This window comes from Luteimonas abyssi, assembly GCF_001482195.1.
Taxonomy (GTDB): domain Bacteria; phylum Pseudomonadota; class Gammaproteobacteria; order Xanthomonadales; family Xanthomonadaceae; genus Luteimonas; species Luteimonas abyssi.
Genome location: NZ_KQ759763.1, coordinates 631,092 through 654,368 on the forward strand (window position 1 = coordinate 631,092; position 23,277 = coordinate 654,368).

Consider the following 23,277-nt stretch of genomic DNA (forward strand, 5'->3'; position numbering starts at 1 on the left):
TTACAGATTCTGGTAATTCGGCCCCGAGCCGCCTTCCGGCGTGACCCAGGTGATGATCTCGTACGGGTCCTTGATGTCGCAGGTCTTGCAGTGCACGCAGTTGGCGGCGTTGATCTGCAGGCGCTTGCCGTGCTCGGCCTGCGCATCCTCGACGATCTCGTAGACCGCGGCGGGGCAGAAGCGGGTGCAGGGGTTGTTGTACTCCTCGACGCAGCGGGTCACGCAGATCGAGGTGTCGTGCACGTGCAGGTGCACGGGCTGGTCTTCGTCGTGCTCGGTGGCGGCGAAGTAGACGCCGGCCAGGCGGTCGCGCGGCGGCAGGTCACGGGCGATGTAGTCGCGCTTGGGCTGCTCATGGCTGCCGACCTTGTCGAGCGCGGACCAGTCCGCCTTCACCTTCAGCGTCCACGGCGACAGGCCGGCGGTGGCGGTCTCCCAGGCGCCGTTGAGCAGGCCGAACCACAGGCCCTTCTTGAAACCGGGCTTGATGTTGCGCACCTTGCGCAGCTCGGCCATCGCATCGGAGGCGCGCAGCTTGGCGTCGAAGCCCGCCGGGGCCAGCGCGCCGGCGGCCAGATGTTCGGCGGCCAGCATGCCGCTGCGGATCGCCTGGTGGGTGCCCTTGATCTTGGGCACGTTGAGCAGGCCGGCGGTGTCGCCGATCAGCAGGGCGCCCGGCATCTCCACCTTCGGCAGCGACTGCCAGCCTCCGGTGACGATCGCGCGCGCACCGGCCGACAGGATGTTCCCGCCCTCCAGCAGCGGCTTGACCATCGGGTGGTGCTTCCACTGCTGGAAGGCCTCGTAGGGCGCGTAGTTCGGGTCATGGTAGTCGAGGCCGCTGACGTAGCCGATCGCGAGCTGATCGTTGTCCAGGTGGTAGATGAAGCTGCCGCCATAGGTGTGGTTGTCGGCCGGCCACCCGAGGGTGTGCACGATCTTGCCGGGCGTGACCCGGCCGGCCGGCACCTGCCACAGTTCCTTGATGCCGATCGAGTACGCCTGCGGGTCGCTGTCGGCGTCCAGATCGAAGCGCCGTACCAGACGCTTGGTCAGGTGCCCGCGCGCGCCTTCGGCCAGCACGGTGACCTTGGCGCGGATGTCGATGCCGGCGGTGTAGCCGGGCTTGTGGGTGCCGTCCTTGGCGACGCCCATGTCGCCGATGCGCACGCCGGTCACGGTGCCGTCTTCGGCGTGCAGGGTCTCGGCGGCGGCGAAGCCCGGGTAGATCTCCACGCCCAGCGCTTCGGCCTGCGGCGCGAGCCAGGCGCACATGGCCCCCAGGCTGACGATGTAGTTGCCGTGGTTGCGCATGCCCGGCGGCACGATCGGCGCCTTGCGACCGCCGTCCTTGCCGAGCAGCCAGAACTCGTCCTCGGTGGCCGGCACGCACACCGGCGGCGGGTTGTCGTGCCAGCCGGGCAGCAGAGCGTCGAGCGGACCGGGCTCGATCACCGCGCCGGACAGGATGTGCGCGCCGATGGTGCTCGATTTCTCGATCACGCAGACCGAGATGTCGGGATTGATCTGTTTCAGGCGGATCGCGAACGACAGACCCGCCGGGCCGGCGCCCACGGTGACGACGTCGTATTCCATCACGTCGCGTTCGACGGCGTCGGCTGGCTGGTTCATGCTGGCTCGGGCTCCGGTTGCAGAACGCAATTGTCGCGTTTCCGGCGTGAACGCGGCAAATTGAGAGTCGTTCCCGTCTTGTTGCCACACCCGATGCTGCGCTCGCTCGAACTTCCCGGTGCCGATCTGCGTTTCGACTCCGCCTGGCTGCCGCGGCCGGAGGCCGATGCCGTGTTCGAGGCCCTGCACGCGGGGCTGGCGTGGGAAACCCATCGCATCCACTTGTTCGGCCGCCAAGTCGACAGCCCGCGGCGCAGCGTATGGGTCGGCGATCCCGACGCGCACTACCGCTACTCGGGCGCCGGCTTCGCGCCCCGGCCGTGGACGCCGGTGCTGCGCGCGCTGGGCGACAGGCTGGAGACCGCCATCGGCACGCGCTTCAACAGCGTGCTGGCGAACCTGTATCGCGACGGGCGCGACGGCATGGGTTGGCACAGCGACGATGAGCCGGAACTGGGCACGCAGCCGGTGATCGCTTCGGTGAGTCTCGGCGCGCCGCGGCGGTTCGTGCTGAAGGCGCGGGTGGGCGATGAGCGGCTCGCACTCGAACTGCCGCCGGGGAGCCTGCTGGTGATGGGGGGCGACACGCAGCGTCACTATCGGCATGCGTTGCCCAAGACCGCGCGACCGGTGGGGCCGCGGATCAACCTGACGTACCGGTGGGTGGCGGGGCGTGGGTGAGAGGGCGTGCTGTTCGGAGAACCTTCCTGGCTGAAGACGCCCTCATCCGCCTCCTCGGGGCACCTTCTCCCGCAGGCGGAAGAAGGGGCTGGCGTCCTGTCGGGACATCTTCTCCGGCAGGAATCTGCCCGGGTAGAGAAAAAGATGCAGGGGGCAGCTTTGGAACCCCTTTCCCGCGTGCGGGAGAGGGGCAGGGGTGAGGGCGGTAGGGCGCGGCATCGTCTGAAGCGCTCGTGTCTTTCAAGACACCCTCATCCGCCTGTTCGGGCCTCTCTCCCGCAGAAAAGGAGGGAATCGCTGATGGCGTGCCTGAAGGAGGGCGCGCCCTAGAACCGGTCGAGCCAGCCGTAGGTGTCGGGCGTGGTGCCTTCGAACAGGCCGAAGAACGCCTGCTGGAGCTGGCGGGTCACCGGACCGACCTTGCCGGTGCCGACCGCGCGGCCGTCGACCGAGCGGATCGGGGTGATTTCCGCCGCAGTGCCGCACATGAACAACTCGTCGCACAGGTACAGATACTCGCGCGGCAGGTCCCGCTCCACCACGTGTAGGCCGGCGTCGCGGGCCAAGGTGATCAGGGTGTGGCGGGTGATGCCGTTGAGCAGCGCGGCGCTGACCGGCGGGGTGTGCAGCACGCCGTCGAACACCAGGAACAGGTTCTCGCCAGCGCCTTCCGACAGCAATCCGGTCGAGGCCAGCGCGATGCCCTCGCCGAAGCCGAGCCGCCGGGCTTCGCGCGCGACCAACTGGCCGGAGAGGTAGTTGCCGCCGGCCTTGGCGCCGGCCGGGATGGTGTTGGGTGCGAAACGCTGCCAGCTCGACACGCAGGCGTCGATACCGGTTTCCAGCACGCCCTCGCCCAGATAGGTGCCGAACGACCACGCGCCGATCGAGACGTCGATCGGGGTCTCGGCCGTCAGGCCGAAGCCGCCCAGGCCGCGGAAGGCCACCGGGCGGATGTAGGCCGCGTCGAGGTTGTTCCGGCGCAGGACCTCGCGGGTGGCGTCGTTGAGCTCGTCGAGCGTGTACGGGATCTCGAAGTCGTGGATCTTGGCCGAGGCGTACAGCCGGCGGTTGTGGTCGCTCAGGCGGAAGATCGCCGGGCCGTCGGGGGTGCGGTAGGCGCGGATGCCCTCGAACACCGAGGAGCCGTAATGGATGGCGTGCGCCATCACATGGGTGGTCGCTTCGGCCCAGGGCTTGATGGTGCCGTTGTGCCAGATCCATTCGGGGTATTGCATGCGCATATGTCCGTCGGCCGGGAAGGCGGCATTCTGCCATTCCCCGGCCGTGCGGACACGGTCGCGCAGCGGACCGCGGGGTCGGAGCGGGCTTCGCCGGATCCGACCACCGCGGCCGCCGTGACCGGGTGGCTCAGCGGAACCCGGCCACCGTGGCGCGTCGATTGTTGATGACGCGCGCGTTGTCGTGGGTGGCGGCGGTACCCATGGGCGCGCCGTTGTAGGTCCGACTGCGGTTGGACCAGTAGTTGACCCGGGTGCAGCCCGGGCTGCAGTTGTAGGCCATGATCGTGCGGAAGGCACTGCCGGGATGCCGGTAGCCGTGCCCGTAGGGATACGCGTTGTTGGTGGCGATCTCCGGGTTGTGGTGCGCGCCGAAGTTGTGGCCGATCTCGTGGGCGAAGGTGTAGTAGCCGGTCGCGCAGCCGTAATGCACCACGCTGAAGGCATAGGCGGCGCTCGCGTTGAGGTAGCCGATGCCGCACGACGCGCTGTTGTTGATCACCAGCACGCTGAGATCGGCGGCGGTGCTGTTGCGGGTGGCGTGCCAGCCGTCCATGAAGCCGTCGCTGGTGCCGCGGAAGTGGTCGAGGGCGGTACTGAAATTGGTGCCGGTGTAGGTGGTGGTGCCCACGTGCGCCAGTTGCAGGGTGACTTGCGCCCCGCTGTTGGCGAAGCCCTGGTTGCTCTCGGCGACGGCGAGGTTGGCGAAGCCGGTGATGTCGCCGATCGCGCTGGCCGCCGCGTTGGAGATGAGCACGCCGACGCGGACGACGGTGTTGTTCTTGTTCTCGGGGATTTCCAGATGGTCGAAGACCAGGGGCTGGATCGGCGTATGGCGATGGCCGGCGGGATGGTCGGGCGGCATCGACGCGGTGTCCATGCGGGTGAGCACATGGCCGCCGTCGGCCAGCGGCCGCAGTTGATAGATCTCGCCACCACTGCGGATGGTGCCGGTCAGGCGGTCGCCGTTGCGGACCACCAGCACCGACGCATCGGGATCTTCCAGCGCTTCCTTTTCGCCGAACCGCTGCAGGCGTGCGCGCGTGTCGTCGGCATTCAAGGTGCCGGACCACACGATGGTGCCGTCGGGGTTCGTGTAGGCGTACTGCTGTTCGGCCTGCACGCGCACGCCGGGTGCGATTTCCATGTCCAGATGTTGCACGGCCTCGTCCAGGAGGGTGGCCTCGACCGCCAGGGCGACGAGATCGCGGCTGGCGGGCTCGGCCTGGATCGCCTGGAGCACCCGGTCGTCGCTCGCGGCCACCGACGCCTTGGCCTGGGGCGCGATCGAAAACAGCGTGTCGGCACTTCCGGCCGCGGCGGCGGTGGAGGCGAACAGGGTCAGCATCGAGGCGGCCAGCAGGCGCCTGCGGAAAGTACGGCGGACGGTCATGGCAAAACTCCTTTTTCGGCGGTGTCCGCGTCGGCGGAAGATGCGACGCCTCGCCAGCCTAGAAGTTCTCTGGCACGCATCGGGCCGTCGGGGCGCCTCGGGTGCCGTGGGCTGCAAGGACTGCGAGCGGCATCCTTTCGGAGGTGTGACCACGATGGTGAAAGCCCGCCCGGCGCGCTGCGCTGCGGCACAGCCGGCCGCGTGCCGCGCCGTCGTGGGTCGGTCGTCCGGAGCTGGCGACGATGTTCGGCGGTCTACAGGCTGACCCACCAGCAGCCCATGTGCCGGCGCAGGTTCAGCACCGTGCTGCGGGGGGTGATGCGGTCGCCGACGGTCTGTTCCAGACGCAAGGCGGTCGGGGCGCTGCGGCGCGGCGCGGGCGCTGCGGCCGCGGGGGGCTGGGGAAAGGTCGATGCGGCGAAGCTGTTGCTGCGGGCGGTGGCAGCGACCGCCGCGGCCTCGGGCCGGACGGCGGCGATATCGACGAGCGGGCGTTGCACGATCGCATCCAGGCGATCCATCACGCCGTATCCGCCGCGATGCGACATCCCGGCGAAGTGATAGACGCCGGCCAGACGGTTGACGTCCCGGTTGTCGACCGCCGCGCTGATTTCGTGGACGAGGTCGCGCAGCGTGCGCGCGCAGCCGAGTGCGATCCGACGCTGGGCGCCGGCGCTCTCGCCCGGTACCGGGCGGGCAAGCGCCCCGATGTCGCCGCAGCGGCGATCGGTATAGATCGCGGAGCCATCCGGACCGATGCACCGGTTGATCTGCGTCTGTGCCGCTGCGGGCCCGGAGGCGGCCGGGCCGAGGCCGGCGAGGGCGAGCAGGACGGCGAGAGTGCACAGGCGGCGCATGGCGGAAGCGTACCCCGGCACGGACCGGGCCGCTGAATGCACGGCGACGCTCAGTCGAGCCGGGCGAGCACCGCTTGGCTGGGACGGGCGAGATTCAGCGCGTAGAAGTGCAGCGCGGGAGCGCCGCCGTCGATCAAGCGCCGACACAGCCGTGCGACCAGGTCCGCGGCGAACTCGCGGATCGCCCCGCTGTCGTCGCCGTAGCCCTGCATGCGCTTGACGACCCAGCGCGGGATTTCGGCGCCGCAGGCTTCGGAGAACCGTCGCAGCTGGGAGAAGTTGGAGATCGGCATGACGCCGGGGACGATCGGCACCTCGACGCCTGCCGCGCGCGCATCGTCGACGAACTGGAAGTACGCATCGGCGTTGTAGAAGTACTGGGTGATCGCGCTGTCGGCGCCGGCGTCGATCTTGGCCTTGAAGTGGCGCAGGTCGGTCAGCGCGTCGTCGGCCTGGGGATGGGTTTCCGGGTAACAGGCCACTTCGATGTGGAAGTGGCTGCCGGTTTCGGCACGGATGAAGGCCACCAGGTCGGCGGCGTAGCGGAGATCGCCCGGGCGGCCCATGCCCGAGGGCAGGTCGCCGCGCAGCGCCACCAGGCGGCGGCAGCCGATTCCGCGATACAGCGCCAGCAACTTGCGGATTTCCTCGCGCGTCCCACCCACGCACGACAGGTGTGGGGCCGCGTCGAACCCGTGGCGCTGATGCAGGCGGCGCACGGTCTCGGGCGTGTAGCTGAGCGTCGAGCCGCCGGCGCCGAACGTGCACGAAACGTATTCCGGCGCATGCACCTTCAGACGCTCGGCGGACCGGTCCAGTTGCGTGCGCTGCTCGTCGGTCTTGGGCGGGTAGAACTCGAAACTGAGCGGGATCATCGGATGGCGGATCGAGGATGGCCGAAGCAGTGTATCTCTTTATCGCGATGGATGTTTAGAGGTCGTAAGAGGCCATGGGTGTCGAGAGATCGCGGGGCGGCGCGAACTCGGTCCTGACGGTACCCTGCGCGCCGGCCCCTTCCCGATCGCGCCCCGATCCAGCCCGATGTCCATCGTCCTGACCGATTTCGCACGCACCCGCCTGTTCCCGTCCACGCCGCGCCCGAACACCATCCAGGACCTCACCGCCGAGGCCTTCGAGCGCTGGCTCAACGACGACGTGCCGGAGCGCGTGCTCGAAGGCTATGCGCCGTTCTGCCGCCTGCACGCGCACCGCAATGTCACGTCCACGCGCTGTCTCACCGCGCCGATCACCGAAGACAACCGCCACCTGCTGCGGTCGGCCTACGAAGCGCGCTCGCGCGAGGAGTTGCCGGTGCTGGTGCGCTGGTTCGAGGGCGTCGAGCCACCGGTCGCGCGGTATCTGCTGCCGATCCTCTACAGCCGGGAGCAGCTGGCCGTGGAGGGGGTGCCGATCGAGGCCGACTGGGGCGTGGTCGGCTGCCTGTACACGATGGCCCCGGAGGAAATCCCGATGGCGCCGATCACCATGCTGCGCAACGCGCTGGGCGTGGAGGAGGGTGGGTCGGGCGTGCCGCTGGACCGCGACGCCTACCGCCGGAGCGTGGCGTTCTGGGAGCGCAATGCGAACTGGCGCTGAGGTGCCGCCCGCGGACGCGTCGAAGCGCGTCGGAAGAGCCTCGAGGCGGGGCGGAAAGCGCTTCGTCGTCCGGTTTCGTCGCCCAGGGGGGGCGAGCGGACGCCGGCGGACCCGGATCGGCTGTAAAATGGTCGTTTTTTCGCCAGCCAGAAGATGCAACCTCTCCCACAGGCGCCGACGGGTGGCCCGACCTTCGTGCGCCTGCTGGCCCGCCTGGCCGATGCCGGTCCGGTTGCCGTCGGGCCACCCCTGGCGGAGCCGCTGAGCCGATGGATCGACTGGAATCGCGCGGTGGCGCTGTCGACCGCGCTGGATGGCCGCCCGCCGCCTCCCGATTCCGATGTCCCGTTGTTCGACGACGCGGAAGATGCGGCCTGTGCGGCCGCCCGCGACGCGCTGCGCCGTGCGGCCGTGGATGAGCGTGCCGCGCCGGTACCGGCGGACGCCCCCCCTGAGTTCCCGGTGTTCCGCAAGCGGTACGTGAAGCTGCAGCAGGCGATGCAGGCCACTACCGGCCGCCTGCGCGGGGAGTTGCGCGACCGCCTGCCCCGGGTCTCTCCGGACCTCGCTCGATTGGCCGAGGTGGACGCGGCGATGGAGCGGGTGCTCGGTCCACGCGAATACACGCTGCTGGCGAAGGTGCCCGACGTGCTCGAAATTCACTACGCGCGATTGCGCGACGCCGCCCCCGCGGCAACGGATCCGGCGCGGCCGGGTCCCTGGCTGGACGCCTTCCGCCGCGACATGCACGACGCGGCGCTGGCCGAACTCGATGTCCGTTTTCTCCCCATCGACGCCCTGCTCGCGGCGTTGCGGGCCGACCCAAGGTAACGCCATGCGCAAGTTGCTCCTCCCCCTGTTCGTGTTCTCCGCCGGCCTGGCGATCATCGGCTGGATCGCCGCCGGTTACGTCGGCACCCACCTGCTGGCGCTGACCGTCACCGCACTGATCGGTGCGCTGTATCTGGCGGGTGTGCGCGAACTGGTGCGCGACCGCCAGGTCACCGCGACCCTGGACGCCGCGGTGGACGCGTTGTCCGAGCCGCCACAGGCGTTGGAGGCCTGGCTCGAGCGGATGGATCCGGCGCTGCGCGCGCCGGTGCGGCTGCGTGTGGAGGGCGAGCGGGTTCCGTTGCCGGGGCCGGCGCTGACGCCGTATCTGGTCGGCCTGTTGGTGCTGCTGGGCATGCTGGGCACGCTGCTGGGCATGACGATCATGCTCCGGGGCACCGGTCTGGCGCTTGAAAGCGCCGTGGACCTGCAGGCCATGCGCGATTCCCTCGCTGCGCCCGTGCGTGGCCTGGGCGTGGCCTTCGGGACCTCGATCGCGGGCGTTGCGGCGTCCGCGGCGCTGGGCTGGCTGTCGGCATGGGTGCGCCGCGAGCGCGTGCGCGCTGTGCAGCGGCTCGACGCCGCCGCTGCGAGCCATCTGCGCGGTTTCTCCCGGGCGCAGCAGCGCGAAGCGGCATTCGCGTTGCTGCAGCGCCAGACCGAGCAGATGCCGGCGCTCGTCGAACGCCTCCAGGCCATGATGGATGGCCTGGAGCGCCAGCAGCGCGCCGCCAACGACGCATTGACGAGCCGGCAGGACGATTTCCATGCCCGCACCGAGGCCGTGTACGCACAGCTGGCGGGCGCGGTCGAGCGCTCGCTGCGCGAGAGCGTCGCCGAAAGCGCGCGCGCGGCCAGCGATGCGTTGCAGCCGACCGTGGAGGCCACGATGGCCGCGATCGCGCGCGAGACAGCGCAGTTGCATGCGGGCATCGGTCAGGCAGTGGACCGCCAGGTGGCCGGCGTGTCGGCGAGCCTGGAAGCCGCGGCCGCCCACGTGGATGCCGGCTGGCGCAGCGTTCACGACGATCAGCAGCAGACCCACGCGGCCCTGGTCCAGGCATTGCGCGAGGCGTTGAGCGAGGCCGGTGTCGGCTTCGGGCGACGCGCGGACGCCCTGATCGATGGTGTGTCCGCACATCTCCACGACGCGGGCGAGCGCCTCGCGACGGGTTGGCGCGAGGCACTGGCGCAGCAGGAGGCGGCTCATGCCGCACAGGCCGCGCGCCAGGCCGAGGCCATGGCCGAGGCGGCGACGGCGCTGGAGCGCCAGAACAGTGCTTCGCTGGCGGCGATCGAGCAGGTCCAGGCCCGGCAACAGGCGGCCCTGGCCGAACAGGACACCCAGCGGCTGTCGGCATGGACGACGGCGCTGACCGGAATGGGCGCGACCCTGCGCGACGACTGGACGCGTGCGGGTGCGGACATGGCGGCGCAGCACCAGGCGGTGTGCGACACGCTGGTCAGTACCGCGGAGGAGATCACCGCGCAGACGCGCACGCATGCCGGCGAGACGCTCGCCGAGATTTCGCGGCTGGTCGACGCCGCGTCGGAGGCGCCGCGCGTGGCCGCCGACGTCGTGGCCGAGTTGCGCGAGAAGCTGTCCGACAGCATGGTGCGCGACACCGCGATGGTCGAGGAGCGCAATCGCCTGCTGGCGACGCTGGAAACCCTGCTCGGCGCCGTGACCCATGCGTCCACCGAGCAGCGCGCGGCGGTCGATGCGCTGGTCGAGACATCCGCCGGCCTGCTCGAGCGCGTCGGCAGCGGCTTCGCGGCACGCGTGGACGCCGAGGCCGGGCGCCTCGACGCCGCCGCCGAGCGGGTGGCGATCGGCGCGGCCGATGTCGCCAGCCTCGGCGAGGCGTTCGCGGCGGCCGTGCGGACGTTCGGCGAGACCGGCCTGCAGCTGTCCACGCGGTTGGAAGGCGTCGAGTCCGCGCTGGAGAAATCCATCGCCCGCAGCGACGAACAGCTGGCCTACTACGTCGCGCAGGCACGTGAGGTGGTCGATCTCAGCCTGCTGGCGCAGAAGCAGATCGTCGACGACCTGCAGCGCCTGGGCGCACGCGACGCCGCCGCCGGAGCCACCCCGGCATGAGCGTGGAATTCGAGGGCGAGGCGGGCGATACCTCGCCCGTCTGGGCCGCATTCGGCGATCTGATGTCGGTGCTGCTGGGCGCCTTCGTGCTGATCCTGGTCGGCGTGATCGGCGTGCAGTTGCAGCTGGAAACGCGGCTGCAGGAAGAGGTGCGCCAGCGTGCCGCCGAAGCGCAGCGCCTGCAGACACTGGAGCAGGCGTTGGCCGCGCCGTTGGCGTCCGGGCGGATCACCCTGGTCGACGGGCGGATCGGCATCAGCGGCAATGTGTTGTTCGCGCTGAATTCGGATCGCCTGCAGCCGGAGGGCGAGGATCTGCTGGCGAGCCTGGCGGGCCCACTGGCGGACTATCTGCAGTCGCGCGACGAGATCCTGATGGTCAGCGGGTTCACCGACGACCGTCCCATCCACGGCGGCAACCGGCGTTTCGCCGACAACTGGGAGCTGTCCGCGCAGCGCGCGCTGACCGTGACCCGCGCGCTGGTAGCCGCCGGGGTGCCGCGCGCGTCGGTGTTCGCAGCGGCGTTCGGCGCCGAGCAGCCGGTGAGCTCCAACGCCGACGAGGCCGGGCGTGCGCGCAACCGCCGGGTGGAGATGGCACCGGTGCCGCGGCAGGCGGCTGCGGTACCCGGGGCCGGCCACGGACCTGAAGCCGATCGCGCACCCGGAGCGGGCGGGTCGCAAGCGCAGGCGCCCGATGCGCGCTGACCCCGGCGATGCGTCGCCGCTCGCGGATGCGACGGACATGACGTCGGAGATCGACGCCATGGGCGATGCGGACAGGGACGCGCTGCTCGCGCGTTGGCTGGCGCAGGGCGGTTCGTGCCGGGACCCCGTGCGCGTCCACTACATCGCGGCGCTGCGGCGTCGTGCCGCGCAGGCGCAGGGCCCGCTTCGGGACGCGCTCGACGCGCGGGTCGTCGCCTTGCTGCGCACCTGCGCGCAGGAACTGGCGCAGCCCGACATGCCGAGGCGGGCGTCGTCGGCCGGCCGCGATCGCGCCGTCGATCCGCCGCATCCGCTCGCATCGGTGGTCGACGCGCTGGCGCAGCATGCCCGGATGCGTGCGGGCGCGGCGCAGGATGCCGGGCCGATGTCGTCGTTTCCGACGGCGCTGCCCGCGCTGGAGCCCGCGCGCAGGCAATGGGCGGACGTGCGCAGCCACAGCCGGCTGCAGGCGGCGATGGCGCCCCCCCCGGAGGATGCGGGACCGCTCAACTCCACCCACCTGGTGCATCGGGCGTTCGCGACGATGCGCGCCGCGGCACCGGGCTATCTGCTGCACTTCCTGGATTACGTCGATGCCCTGTCGGGCCTGGAGCGGCTGCCGGGGCTGGGCGACGGTTCGACCGACGCCGGCCGCGTGGCCGAAGGGCGCAAGCGCGGCCGCGCCGCGCCACGCAAACGCCGCGGCTGAAGCGACGGTCGTCCGCCGGGTGCCCCGCGCGGCGGACGCGTGCCGAGGGGAACGGCTTCATGCGCAACGACCCTGCCTGCACGGCGCCTGCACCCGATGGATCTATACTCGGAACAGCCCTCCGGCCCCCGGCCGGACCGCCAGACCTTCCGGGTCAAGCCCGTCGCCGACCCTTCCCTCCCCCAAGGATTGCGGACGTCATGAAGAGATTGCTCAAGGCCCTGGTTGGCCTGCTCGTGCTGTTGGCGATTGTCGGCGGCGTGTTCCTGTACTGGCCGCTGTTCCAGCGTTCGCCGCCGCCTGCCGACAACGACCAGCCCGTCGACGCGGTGCTGATCGGCGCCGGCGTGATGAGCGTGACGCTCGCCACGTACCTGCAGGAGCTGGAGCCCGACTGGCGCATCGAGCTCTACGAGCGCCTCGACGGTGTCGCCCTGGAAAGCTCCGACGGCTGGAACAACGCCGGCACCGGCCACTCCGGCTTCGCCGAACTCAACTACACCCCCGAACGCGACGACGGCAGCATCGAGACCGCCCGCGCGGTGGACATCGCCGAACAGTTCGAGGTCGCGCGCCAGTTCTGGGCCCACCAGGTCGAGCAGGGGCGGCTCGGTACGCCCTCCGACTTCATCAACGCCACCCCGCACATGAGCTTCGTGTGGGGCGACGACAACATCGACTACCTGCGCCGGCGCCACGCCGCGCTGTCGACCAACCCGTTGTTCCACGGCATGGAGTACTCCGAGGACCCGGCGCAGATCGCGGCGTGGGCGCCGTTGATGATGGAGGGGCGCGACCCGGCCCAGCGCATCGCCGCGACCTGGATGCCGCTGGGTACCGACGTCAACTTCGGCGTGATCACCCGCCAGCTCACCGAGGGTCTGCAACGCAGTCCGAACTTCGCGCTGCACCTGCAACACGAGGTGCGCCAGCTCGAACGCAACGACGACGGCACCTGGACCGTCGGTGTGCACGACCTGGCGACCGACAGCACGCGCTCGGTCAGGACGCGCTTCGTGTTCGTCGGGGCCGGCGGCGCGGCGCTGACGCTGCTGCAGCACTCGGGCATTCCCGAAGCGAAGGGCTACGGCGGTTTCCCGGTCGGCGGCCAGTTCCTGGCGACCGACAATCCCGCGATCACCGCCCGGCACGAGGTCAAGGCCTACGGCAAGGCGGAGGACGGATCGCCGCCGATGTCGGTACCGCACCTGGACGCGCGCATGCTCGACGGCAAGCCGGTGCTGCTGTTCGGCCCGTTCGCGCTGCAGAGCACGCGTTTCCTCAAGCACGGGTCGTGGTTCGACCTGTTCTCGTCGGTCAACAACCACAACGTGCTCGGCATGCTGCGCGTCGGTGCGGAGAACCGCGACCTGGTGGGCTATCTGATCGAGCAGGCGCGCCTGTCCGACGCGGATCGGCAGGCCGAGCTCGCCAAATACTATCCGGACGCCGATCCCGCCGACTGGCGTCTGGTGACCGCCGGCCAGCGCGTGCAGATCATCAAGCGGGATCCGGAGCGGGGCGCGGTGCTGGAGTTCGGGACCGAAATCGTCAGCGATGCCGACGGCAGCATCGCCGCCCTGCTGGGCGCTTCGCCGGGCGCCTCCACGTCGCCCAAGATCATGCTCGACGTGCTGCAGCGCGCCTGGCCCGAGCGCATGCAGGGCGCTTGGCGCGAACGTATTCTCGACATCGTGCCGTCGTACGGACAGTCGCTGAATCCTGACGTGGCATTGACCAATCGCATCCGCGGCATGACCAGCCGCGCGCTGCAACTGCCGCATCTGGAGGTGCCGGGCGCGCCGGTCGGTGACGGTCAGCCCGATGCCGCCAACGACGATGCGGCGCCCGATGCCGCGGCGACGCGCGAACTCGATCGCCGGATGCAGGCGCTCTGATCCGGGCGGTGGGCGCGTCGGCGCCTGCCGACCACGCGGGGCCCGTCGGCCCCGCGCGATTCACTCGGCAGCCGCGGTGGCGGCCTGCGCGATGTCCTCGCGAAACAGCCAGCGCATCGCGCGCCCGTAGGCTTCACCGATGCTGGCCGCGTGTGTGCCGTCCGGAAGGACATCGAGTTGCAGGGCCCACGGGCGATCCGGGTGGGCGTGCCAGTGCGCGTACCACGCCTGCGCGCCCACCACACGGAATCCCGCGTCGCGTGCGCCGCTCGCCAGCACCACGCGGGGCTCTTCCGTGGCCGGCGGTCGCGGCGTGGCCGGTGGGAGGAACAGCGCTTCGCGATCGCGGCTGAGGGCCGGGTTGCTCGCGATCCGCCCCCAGAACAGGTCAGGCGCCTGCAGCGCCGACCAGAGCACGAAGTAGCCCGAGCGCGATTGGCCCAACAGGACCCGCCGGGTCGTCTCGATGCGATAGCGGGCCTCGGTGGCCGGGAGCAGCTCCTCGCGCAGGAAGTCCAGGAACGCCGGGGCGCCGCCTTCGTCCGCCGGCGTGTCGGCGCCCGGCGCCGAGAAATCGACGTGACGCTTGTTCACCGCTGGATCGAAGCTGCCGTACGCGATGCCCACGACAATGGCGTCCGGCAGACGGACGTCGTAGTGCAGGAACAGGTGCGTGGGCGCCAGCAACGGAAACAGGCTGTCGCCGTCGAGGACGTAGACGACCGGCCAACGTCGGTCCGGCTGGGCCTCGTAGGCTTCGGGCAGCCTGACATGGATGTGATACGTGCGGTCGGTGTACCGCGACGGCTGCTCGAAGTGATCGCCGGCCAGGGCCGGCAGATGCGCCGTCGGATGTGGCGATGCCGGTGCCGGCTGCGCGATCGATACCATCGACAGCATGACGAGCGCGCTCCAGGCGACCGGGATGCTGCGGGCGGAACGAGACGTGCGTGCCATCGGAAGATCCTTCTCGCGCGGGGTCGCCGCATGGTGCGGTACCCGTCCGCCTCGCGCCAGCATGGTCGGCGACTGCTGCAGCGAAGTGTGGCGTGACGGTGGACGCGGCGTGGCGTGCCCGGTGTCCTATGGATCGGGTGCCGACACAGGCAGCGGATCACCGGCCAGTTTCATCGCATACAACGCGGCACCGTAGTGCGGCTCGAAGCGGGGCGGCTGCAGGACGAACACGGGTCCGTGCGTGCGCAGCGCGTCCGAGAGGGGCGCGAGCAGCAGGTCGCCGGCGCTGAAGGCGCCGCCGGAGTAGGACACGGGAATCGTCTCGTCGTCCTCGAAATGCAGGGCCTGCCGCACCGCCTGCACGATCAGCGCGAGTTCCTCGCCTGCGCGCCGGTAGATCCCGGCCGCGACCGTATCGCCCTCGCGTGCGGCCTGGGCCACCAGCAGCGACAGCCGTGCGACCTGGTCTCGGGCGAGGGCGTCGGGGCCGTGGATGCGCGCGCAGAGGTCGAGCTCTTGCGCCAGTCCGAGGTGCGCTGCGAACGCGTCCAGCAAGGGACTGCGCGGCAGGCGCCCGTCGCTCATCCGGGAGCAGGCGTTCAGGCCCTGCACCGCGATCCAGTACGCCGACCCCTCGTCGGACAGCACTTCGCCCCAGCCGCCGGCGCGGGCGGCCGCGCCCTGCCGCTGGCCGTAGCCGATCGAGCCGGTCCCGGCGACGATGTTGACGCCGTCGGCGCAGGCCAGCGAGCCGGCCCAGCCGCAGATCATGTCGTTGCCGCAGGTGTAGCGGTCGTGGCCGAGGAGCGCCTGCGGGATCGCGTCGAGCTGGGGCGTGACCGCGCTGTCTTCGCCGTGGGCCGGCAGGCCCACGAACGCGTGCCCGATGGCGCCGGCGTCGGCACCGGCCAGCGCCAGCACCTCGCCGATGCCGTCGGCGAGGATCGCGCGCACGCCGTCGAGACCGACCTGCGGGTGGTAGGTGGTGCCGCGCCGGACCTCGGCCAGCACCCGGCCGGCCGCATCGATCAGCACGAAGCGGGTCTTGGTGCCGCCGCCGTCGACGCCGAGGTAGCAGGTCGCGCTCATGCGTCCAGCGGATGCAGGCGCACGCCCTGCACCACGCGGTTGACCGTGCCCTGGCGGTTCGGGTTGTCGGGGGTGAGGCCTGCGGCGCGCGAGGCGTGGAAGGCGAACAACTGCGCCACGATGACGTAGGGCCAAAGCAGGTCGACGTCCGGCGCGTGCGCCATGTCGGGCACCAGGATGGCGTCGCGATCGCCGTCGGCGACCGGGCGGGTGGCGACGGCCACCACGCGCGCGGCGACGCCGTCGTTGCGCAGTTCCTCGAGCAGGTCGAGATCGTAGCGGCGTGTGGTCGGGTCGTTGGAGACGAACACGAACACCAGCGTCCGTGGATTGAGGAAGGTCTTCGGGCCGTGCCGGAAGCCCATCGGGGATTCGAATGCCGTCGCGACGCCGCCGTTGGTCAGTTCGCCGAGCTTGAGCGACGCCTCGCGCGACAGGCCCTTGAACAGGCCGCTGCCGAGATAGACCACGCGTTCGAAGCCGTGCAGCGCCAGCGCCTGGGTCGGCGCGCCCGCATCCTCCAGCACCCGCGCGGCCGCTTCGACGATCGCCCCGACCCGGTCGTCCAGCACGTGCGGGGCACTCAGCGCCGCCAGGGTGGCGTACATCATGCAGCTGAAGCTGGAGGTCATCGCGAAGCTGACGTCGTGGGTCTCCTCTGGCAGCAGCAGGGTCATGGTCTCGCGCACCGCGACCTTGCCCAGGGCGCCGTCGGCATTGCAGGTCACGATCAGGTGGCGCACGTCGCCGACCAGGGTCTCGGCGAGTTCGACGGCCGCCACGCTCTCGGGGCTGTTGCCTGAGCGGCCGAACGAGACCAGCAGCAGGGGCTGGGCCGGATCCAGGTAGAGCCGGGGGGCGCTGACCAGGTCGGTGGTGGCCACGGCATCGACGCGGGCGGCCAACTGGCGGTCGAGCAACGGCGCCAGGCACTCGCCGATGTAGGACGAGGTGCCGGCACCGGTGAGGATCACCCGCGCGGCCGGGTCGCCGGTCACCGGGCCGACGAAGGAGGCGAGCCGGTCGGCGAGGTCGGCCACCAGCGCGTGGGTCCGCGCGATCATCGCCGGCTGCTGTTCGATCTCGCGTGCCGTCCACAGGGCGCCGCCGGCGTCCAGGTCCGGCTCCGGAATGCCGAGGGTTTCAACGGGTTTCATGGGGGAGGCATGCATGGCGATAGTCGTCGAGGGTGGTCGCGATGTGGGCCATCACGAGGGCGAGGGGGTCGAGCGGCGCGCGGTCGTCGCGCAGCGCCCGCAGGGCGTGCGGCAGGTATTGCCCGATCAGGGGCATCGGGGGTGGGTCGGTCCGGAGGTTGTCGATCAGGCGCTGGCAGGCGTCGTCGATGGCCGGGTCCGGCCAGTAGTAGCGGATGCGGTCGCTGAGGCTGTACTGCAGGTCGATCGTCAGCGCCTCGCCGTCGCCGTGGTAGTAGCGTTGCCAGTGATCGGGGCGTTCGCGCATCCGCGCCAGGGCGACGCGACGCAGGTCCGCGCGGTCGTCGGGCGCGATCCATTCGCGTTCGATGGCGTCGAGCGCCCAGAGCGCCTCGCGCAGCGCGAAGGTCAGACCGGGGCCGACCTTCAGGATCGCGAAATGATCGCGCACCAGCGCGGCCAGCGCGTCGGGCGTCTGGTAGTCGGTGGAATGGGCCTCGAACACCATCGACGGAACGCCTTCGATCGCGGCGCTGAGCGCGCGCGCGGCCTCGGGTGCGTAATCGATCACCTGGTGATGGTCGAACTCCACGCCGGGCTGCACCACCGACGCGATCACCCGCGCCCACGCGGCCTGCAGGCCCGCATCGTCGAAGGCGCGCCGGTGGGCATCGATCGTCGCCAGCGCGGCCTCGGCCGTGGTCGGAGCCAGCCCGGCGATGTCCTCGGTCGCGCCCCCGGGGACCGGCACCTCGGTGCCGATCACGTAGACCGGGGGCTCGCCGCCGGCCTGCGCGTGGGCGGCCTCCGCCGCCTGGCACAGGCGCACCGCACGCTCGACGATGACCGGCTCGGGCAACGGCACCGGGTCGCCCGCGCACGCCATCGAGCAGTCCAGATGGATCTTGCGGAAGCCTGCGGCGACGTAGGCCGCCACCATCGTCTCGGCCTTGTCCATCGCCGCGGCCGCGTCCAGCGCGGTCCACGGGTTCGGGCCCAGGTGATCGCCGCCGAGCGCGATGCGCGCCGGATCGACGCCCACGCGTGCGGCGATGCCGTGCACGAACGCGACGAAGTCCTCCGGCGTCATGCCGGTGTACCCGCCATCCTGGTTGACTTGGTTGCAGGTCGCCTCGATCAGCACCAGCGGCTGATCGTGTCGTTGCGCGTGGCGCAGCGTGGCTTCCAGCACCCAGGGGTGCGCGCAGCAGATGGAGGTGATCCCGGTGGCGTCGCCGCGCGTGTGGCGCGCGACCAGGTCGAGCAGGGCGTGCATGGGCGATATCCGTGAAGTGGACGCGTCGGTCAGGGGGCCGCCGGCGGCGGTGCGCGTTCGGGTTCGCGCGCCAGCAGCACCGAGGCGATCAGGGCGAGTACCAGGCCGACCGCCTTCAGCGGGCCCGGAAGCACCCCGGCCAGCAGCAAGGCCAGCGCCGCGGTGATCAGCGGGCCGCCGGCATTGGTCAGCGGCGCGACCACGATCGCCTTGCCGTAGCGGAAGGCGTAGACCAGGCACAGCGCGCCAATCGCGTTGAGCACCTGGATCGCGGCGGTCAGCCACGGTCCGCGCAGGCCGGTGTCGATCGGCTGGGTCCAGTCGGTCATGTGCCAGGCCACGGGCACCAGCAGCAGGGCGCCGACCGCCATGTAGAAGAAGATGCTCTCCGCGCGGACGTCGGCATTGGCCCGCTTCATGAAGTACGCCTGCACCCCCCACGCCGCCATGATCAGCAGCGACAGCACGAACCAGCCCACGCCGTCGGCGTCGCCGTCGCCCAGCGACAGGTCCAGCAGCGGCAGGGCGAGCAGGGCGAGCACCACGCCCACCGCGCCGACACGGGTGGTGCGTTCGCCCAGCAGCGAGAACGACAGCGCGATGGTGATGACCGGCGACAGCGAGATGATCGGGAAGATGAAGTACGCCGGGCCGTCCACGAGCGCGTGGAACAGCAGCATCTGGCCCCCGGCGCCGAGCAGGCCGATCGCCATGCCGTAGCCGATCGCCCGCGGCGTGCGGTCCACGACCCAGCCATTGCGCCACAGCACGAACACGGCCGGCGGGATCATCGTCAGCGCCCACACGCAGTAGACCAGCGTCTCCGGGAACGCCGGGCCCGCGGTGAGCCCGGACAGCGCCCCCCACACGCCCCACAGCACCACCGTGGACAGGGCGAACCAGAGCCACGTCCGGTCGTGGGACGGGGCCGTCGTCGCGACCGCGCTCATGCCGCGTCTCCCTCGGGGACCGCTTGCAGCAGCAGGAAGGTGTCGAAGGCGGCCGGCAGCGTGTCGTTGTGCGCGTCGACCGTGCCGAGCTCGGCACCGGCGAACAGGTCGCGCACGCGATACCGGCCACCGCCGAGGCCGCGCAACTGCAGCGGGCCGTCCCAGCGCTCGGCGTAGAAGGCGTAGTAGAGCGCGCCGTCCTTGCCGATCACATGGGTCTCGGGCGCGTCGAAGCCGATGTCGTACAGCGTGCCCAGATAGTCGCCCTGGGGCAGCATGTGCTCGCGGTACAGGTCGATCCACTTGCGCCACAGCGCCTCGCGTTCGGGATTGAGCACCAGGCCGCCCGGCGGCATGTCGAGCTTGGGGTCGGGGATGTCGTGGGGCCAGGTGAACTTGGTCGAGACCACCGCGCCGATGCCCACACTGGAGGCGAAATCCGCGCCGCCGTCGGCCAGCTCGACGTGATCGCCGGCGTAGCTGCCGCGCTTGCCGATCAGCGCCTTGATGGTCTTGCCCTTGTGCCGGACCTGCCACGACGACAGCGGATCCGACGACGGATACTGGTCGGTGGCCGGCATGTTGTGGAACGCGAACGCCGTGCCGCAGGGGCACAGTTCGACCACGGCATCGGGGTTGGCCTCGTGCGCGGCGTCGTAGATCGCCTGCCAGAACGTGGCGACCCCCTCGCACGATTCCATCGGATCGGCGTGGTTGTGCGCCGGGTTGTGGCAGGGCGCCACCGCATTGAGGTGCTGGCCGTCGAGCTTGAGACCCTCGAAGCCCCAGTCGCCGATGATCTTCTTGACCAGGGCGACGTAGAAGTCGACGGTCTTGTGGTAGGCCGGGCATTGGGTGAAAGCGTTCCACCAGGTCACGTGCTGGCTGCCGCCGTACTCGTCGAGCAGCAGCATGTCGGTGTGGCGATAGAGCACTTCACTGCCCGGATCGGCCGCCAGCGGCGCCAGCCACAGGCGAGCGCGCAGACCCTGCGCCTTGATCGCCTGCACGAAGGCGCGCATGTCGTCCTCGCCACGCGGGAACTTGCGCGTATCGATCTGCCAGTCGCCTTCGTTGGTCTGCCAGCCGTCGTCGAGCACCACCCATTCGAAGCCCAGTTCCTTGACCTTCGGCAGCGTGCCGAGCACCTGCTCGGTGGTGAAATCGCGCTCGTAGCCCCAGGCGCACCAGATCGGCGCGAACGCCGAGGCCGGCACTTCCGGCGCGGCGATGCCCTCGTCGGCCATCCAGGCGCTGTAGTGCAGCAACGCGGCGAAATAGTCGCCGGTGTGCACGCTGACGAAGCTGCGGTCGCTGGCGAGGCTGTCGCCGGGGGCCAGGGTGGTCGCACGCAGGCCTTCGACGGCGAGGCGAGCGCCCGCCGCGGTGCGCTCGACAGGCAGGTCCAGCAGGCGCGGCTTGGGCTCCACGTGGCCGACCGCCAGGCCCACGTCGCGGCGCCAGATGTTGGCGACCGGCGTGCCGCCGCCGTAGTCGGAGGAATCCATCGCCAGGGTGTTGCGTTGGGAGAAGCCGTCCACGACCGGTTGCACCCAGTCGCGGCGGTCGGTGTGGGTGGCGCCGGAGAAGCTCCAGAAGCCGTCGCCCGCGTCTTCCATCTCGTGGGCCGCGTTGCGCCAGCCGGCGACCTCGATTGGGGCGCCGCCGTCGTTGCGATAACGCGTCTGCACCACGGCCAGGCCGGGATGGCGCTCGTGGAAGGTCACCGTCACCGTCTTCTCGATGCCGTCGCGCGACCGGCCGCGCACCGTGTGACGTCGCCCGGGCCCGTGGCGACGATCGCGCACGCGCTCGTCGCGCGCGTCCAGGAAGGCGAAGCTGTCGATCGCCGAGCCGTCGGCCAGCAGCAACGCCTCGCTGGCGTCGAAGCCGGTGATCGCCTTGCCGCCGGCCGAGACCCGGGTGCGCAGCGACGGATCGAACTCGATGGACAGCACCTCGTCGCCGGCCACGGTACGGGTGGGCGTGCCACGGTCGCTGGCCTGCGCCAGGGGCAGGACGGCCGCATAGGCGGCGCTGGCGGACAGCAGCTTCAGAACGGCGCGGCGATCGATCGGCGGCATCGGCGGGTGCACTCCCTTGACAGTCGGTGTGGTTCGAGTCTGCCCCTGAAACAATGCTTGCGCAACAATTTTGTTTCGTTATGTGTTAGAAAAGTTTCGGTCTGATCGTTTGTGTGAGGTCTTCATGCGGTGTTTCCCGATACTGTCGACGGTGCTGGTCTGCGGTGCGCTGGTCGCATGCGCGGACGACACGCCCTCCCGCGGCGACGTCTCCACCGGCGATGCCGCGACGTACGCACTCGACGATTTCCGTTCGGTGCGCAAGTTCGACGCGCACGTGCACGCCAACGCGGACTCCGCGGCATTTCTCGAACAGGCCCGCGCGGACGGCTTCGAGCTGCTGTCGATAAACGTCGATTACCCGGCGTTCCCGCCGGTCGCCGAGCAGCACGCGATCGCGCTGGCGCAGGCGGCCGCCGAGCCGGCCCGCTTCCACTGGGCGGCCACGTTCCCGATGACGGGGTTCGGCGGGGCCAACTGGACATCGGCGACCGGCGACGCGCTCGCCGCCGACATCGCGCGCGGCGCGCGCGCGGTGAAGATCTGGAAGAACGTCGGGATGGCCGAGCGGGATGCCGACGGCGCGTTGATCATGCTCGATCACGCGGGGCTGGCGCCGGTGATCCAGCGCATCCAGGCGCTGGGCGTGCCGCTGATCGGCCACCAGGGCGAGCCGCACAACTGCTGGCTGCCGCTGGAACAGATGACCACCGACAACGATCGCGAGTACTTCGCCAACCACCCCGAATACCACATGTACCTGCACCCCGAGCAGCCGGACTACGAGACGCACATGGCGGTGCGCGACCGTGTGCTCGAGGCGCATCCCGGACTGCGGTTCGTCGGGGCGCACATGGCCAGCCTGGAGTGGGACGTCGACCGGCTGGCCGCCTTCCTCGACCGGTTCCCCGAGGCGACGGTGGACCTGGCCGCGCGCATGGCCCAGGTGCAGCACCAGGCGGTGCGCGACCCGGCGCGGGTGCGCGCGTTCTTCATCGCCTACCAGGACCGGCTGCTGTACGGCACCGACCTGACCCAGGATCCGGACGGCGATCCGGAGGCGTTCCGGCAGGCGGCGCATGCGGTGTGGCGCTCGGACTGGATGTTCCTGGCCACCGGCGACGTCCAGCGCATCGACACGATCGGCGCGGACGTGGCCGGTCTGGCGCTGCCGCGCGAGACGATCGACAGGATCTACTACGCCAACGCCCGCCGGGTGTTCCTGCCCGACGGGGGCTGAGGGCGGCGGGCTCAGGCCAGCAGCAGCTCGAAGCCGATCTGGTGGCTGGCCTCGCGGATCTCGGCGGGCGCGCCGGTGTCGGTGATGAGGACGTCCAGTTCCGACACCGGAAGGATGCGGTGCAGGCAGATCCTGCCGAACTTCGAGCTGTCGGTGATCGCCACCACCTTGCGCGCCGCGCCGACCATCTTGCGGTTGAGCAGCGCCTCCGGTTCGTAATGGGTGGTGATGCCGCGCTCGAGGTCGAACCCGTCCACCCCGAGGAACACCACGTCCACGTGCAGCGCATCCAGCGCATCGACGGTCAGGCCGCCGTAGAAGGCCATGTTCTTGCGCCGCAACTCGCCGCCGAGCATGACGATGCTGATCTGGCTCTTGCGGGTGAGCGCGGTCAGGACACCGAAATCGTTGGTGACCACGGTCACCTCGATGTCGGGCAGCGCCTCGGCGAGCTGGATCGCGGTGGTGCCGGAGTCGATGGCGATGGTGTCGCCGGGGGTGACGAGTGCGGCCGCGCGCCTGCCGATCCGGCGCTTCTCGTCCAGGTGCACGGTGCGCTTGGTTTCGTACGCGGGCTCGGCCGCGGGGGCGCCGACCGCGCTGCTGTCGATGGCGCCGCCGTAGGTCAGGGTGATGACGCCGCGCTCGGCGAGGTAGCGCAGGTCCTTGCGCACGGTCTGCACGCTCACGCCGAACCGCTCGGCCAGCGGATTGACCTGCACGCTGCCCTGCTGGCGGACGAGTTCGCTGATCAACAGGCGGCGCTGGCTGGTGTCGCGGGTGACGGTCATGGGCGCTCCGGGCGGGAGCACGAGTATATCGTGATTTCGTTAAATTTCGTTGTTGATGCTAAACGAAACATAAGTTAGGCTCGATTT

General features: G+C 70.4%; 20 protein-coding genes. 8 read left to right on the plus strand and 12 right to left on the minus strand.

What is annotated here, in order from left to right; genetic code table 11:
* A complete protein-coding gene (locus tag RG19_RS02495) occupies positions 1–1,632 on the minus strand; it encodes an electron transfer flavoprotein-ubiquinone oxidoreductase (RefSeq protein ID WP_058833886.1) in 1,632 nt (543 codons plus the stop codon).
* Between the two features lie 93 nt (positions 1,633–1,725).
* Here RG19_RS02495 and RG19_RS02500 point away from each other — a divergent pair, with 93 nt between their 5' ends.
* Positions 1,726–2,313 (plus strand): alpha-ketoglutarate-dependent dioxygenase AlkB family protein, encoded by a 588-nt coding sequence (locus RG19_RS02500; protein ID WP_058833887.1) that lies wholly within the window; start codon positions 1,726–1,728, stop codon positions 2,311–2,313.
* A gap of 326 nt (positions 2,314–2,639) precedes the next feature.
* On the opposite strand, the gene RG19_RS02505 is transcribed toward RG19_RS02500, so the two are convergent.
* The 4 genes from RG19_RS02505 to metF form a co-directional block, all read right to left on the minus strand.
* Positions 2,640–3,557, minus strand: coding sequence for a branched-chain amino acid transaminase (locus RG19_RS02505; protein ID WP_082672431.1), 918 nt, complete (start codon positions 3,555–3,557; stop codon positions 2,640–2,642).
* Between the two features lie 127 nt (positions 3,558–3,684).
* A complete protein-coding gene (locus RG19_RS02510; RefSeq protein WP_058833888.1) occupies positions 3,685–4,947 on the minus strand; it encodes a M12 family metallo-peptidase in 1,263 nt (420 codons plus the stop codon).
* Between the two features lie 254 nt (positions 4,948–5,201).
* A complete protein-coding gene (locus tag RG19_RS02515) occupies positions 5,202–5,804 on the minus strand; it encodes a hypothetical protein (protein ID WP_058833889.1) in 603 nt (200 codons plus the stop codon).
* 50 nt (positions 5,805–5,854) lie between these two features.
* A complete protein-coding gene (gene metF / locus RG19_RS02520) occupies positions 5,855–6,679 on the minus strand; it encodes a methylenetetrahydrofolate reductase [NAD(P)H] (RefSeq protein WP_058833890.1) in 825 nt (274 codons plus the stop codon).
* A 166-nt stretch (positions 6,680–6,845) separates the two neighbouring features.
* Between metF and RG19_RS02525 the strand changes: the two genes are divergently transcribed.
* The 6 genes from RG19_RS02525 to mqo all read left to right on the plus strand — a co-directional run bounded on the left by RG19_RS02525 (position 6,846) and on the right by mqo (position 13,646).
* Positions 6,846–7,400, plus strand: coding sequence for a DUF3228 family protein (locus tag RG19_RS02525; protein ID WP_058833891.1), 555 nt, complete (start codon positions 6,846–6,848; stop codon positions 7,398–7,400).
* Positions 7,401–7,553: 153 nt separating this feature from the next.
* A complete protein-coding gene (locus tag RG19_RS02530) occupies positions 7,554–8,231 on the plus strand; it encodes a DUF3348 family protein (protein ID WP_058833892.1) in 678 nt (225 codons plus the stop codon).
* A gap of 4 nt (positions 8,232–8,235) precedes the next feature.
* Complete coding sequence (locus tag RG19_RS02535) at positions 8,236–10,332, plus strand: DUF802 domain-containing protein (protein WP_058833893.1); 2,097 nt, start codon at positions 8,236–8,238, stop codon at positions 10,330–10,332.
* Positions 10,329–11,039, plus strand: coding sequence for an OmpA family protein (locus tag RG19_RS02540; protein WP_058833894.1), 711 nt, complete (start codon positions 10,329–10,331; stop codon positions 11,037–11,039). The genes RG19_RS02535 and RG19_RS02540 overlap by 4 nt, the downstream gene beginning before the upstream one ends.
* Complete coding sequence (locus tag RG19_RS02545) at positions 11,029–11,748, plus strand: DUF2894 domain-containing protein (protein ID WP_058833895.1); 720 nt, start codon at positions 11,029–11,031, stop codon at positions 11,746–11,748. Before RG19_RS02540 ends, RG19_RS02545 begins: the two co-directional genes overlap by 11 nt.
* 200 nt (positions 11,749–11,948) lie before the next feature.
* Positions 11,949–13,646: a malate dehydrogenase (quinone) gene (mqo, locus tag RG19_RS02550; protein ID WP_058833896.1), complete on the plus strand. Its 1,698-nt coding sequence runs from the start codon at positions 11,949–11,951 to the stop codon at positions 13,644–13,646.
* A 60-nt stretch (positions 13,647–13,706) separates the two neighbouring features.
* Here mqo and RG19_RS02555 read toward each other — a convergent pair whose 3' ends face one another.
* The 6 genes from RG19_RS02555 to RG19_RS02580 all read right to left on the minus strand — a co-directional run bounded on the left by RG19_RS02555 (position 13,707) and on the right by RG19_RS02580 (position 21,159).
* Positions 13,707–14,603 (minus strand): alpha/beta hydrolase, encoded by an 897-nt coding sequence (locus tag RG19_RS02555; protein WP_162267043.1) that lies wholly within the window; start codon positions 14,601–14,603, stop codon positions 13,707–13,709.
* Between the two features lie 126 nt (positions 14,604–14,729).
* On the minus strand, positions 14,730–15,692 hold the full coding sequence (locus tag RG19_RS02560) for an N-acetylglucosamine kinase (RefSeq protein ID WP_058833898.1): 963 nt from the start codon (positions 15,690–15,692) through the stop codon (positions 14,730–14,732).
* Positions 15,689–16,849 (minus strand): SIS domain-containing protein, encoded by a 1,161-nt coding sequence (locus tag RG19_RS02565; RefSeq protein WP_058833899.1) that lies wholly within the window; start codon positions 16,847–16,849, stop codon positions 15,689–15,691. The genes RG19_RS02560 and RG19_RS02565 overlap by 4 nt, the downstream gene beginning before the upstream one ends.
* A complete protein-coding gene (locus RG19_RS02570; protein WP_058833900.1) occupies positions 16,836–18,125 on the minus strand; it encodes a D-tagatose-bisphosphate aldolase, class II, non-catalytic subunit in 1,290 nt (429 codons plus the stop codon). The genes RG19_RS02565 and RG19_RS02570 overlap by 14 nt, the downstream gene beginning before the upstream one ends.
* Positions 18,126–18,154: 29 nt before the next feature.
* On the minus strand, positions 18,155–19,075 hold the full coding sequence (locus RG19_RS02575; protein ID WP_058833901.1) for an EamA family transporter: 921 nt from the start codon (positions 19,073–19,075) through the stop codon (positions 18,155–18,157).
* Positions 19,072–21,159, minus strand: a complete 2,088-nt coding sequence (locus tag RG19_RS02580; RefSeq protein WP_058833902.1) for a glycoside hydrolase family 36 protein — start codon at positions 21,157–21,159, stop codon at positions 19,072–19,074. Before RG19_RS02580 ends, RG19_RS02575 begins: the two co-directional genes overlap by 4 nt.
* A gap of 124 nt (positions 21,160–21,283) precedes the next feature.
* Between RG19_RS02580 and RG19_RS02585 the strand changes: the two genes are divergently transcribed.
* Complete coding sequence (locus tag RG19_RS02585; RefSeq protein ID WP_058833903.1) at positions 21,284–22,399, plus strand: amidohydrolase family protein; 1,116 nt, start codon at positions 21,284–21,286, stop codon at positions 22,397–22,399.
* Between the two features lie 11 nt (positions 22,400–22,410).
* Here RG19_RS02585 and RG19_RS02590 read toward each other — a convergent pair whose 3' ends face one another.
* Positions 22,411–23,190, minus strand: a complete 780-nt coding sequence (locus RG19_RS02590; RefSeq protein ID WP_058833904.1) for a DeoR/GlpR family DNA-binding transcription regulator — start codon at positions 23,188–23,190, stop codon at positions 22,411–22,413.
* Between the last annotated feature and the right edge of the window lie 87 nt (positions 23,191–23,277).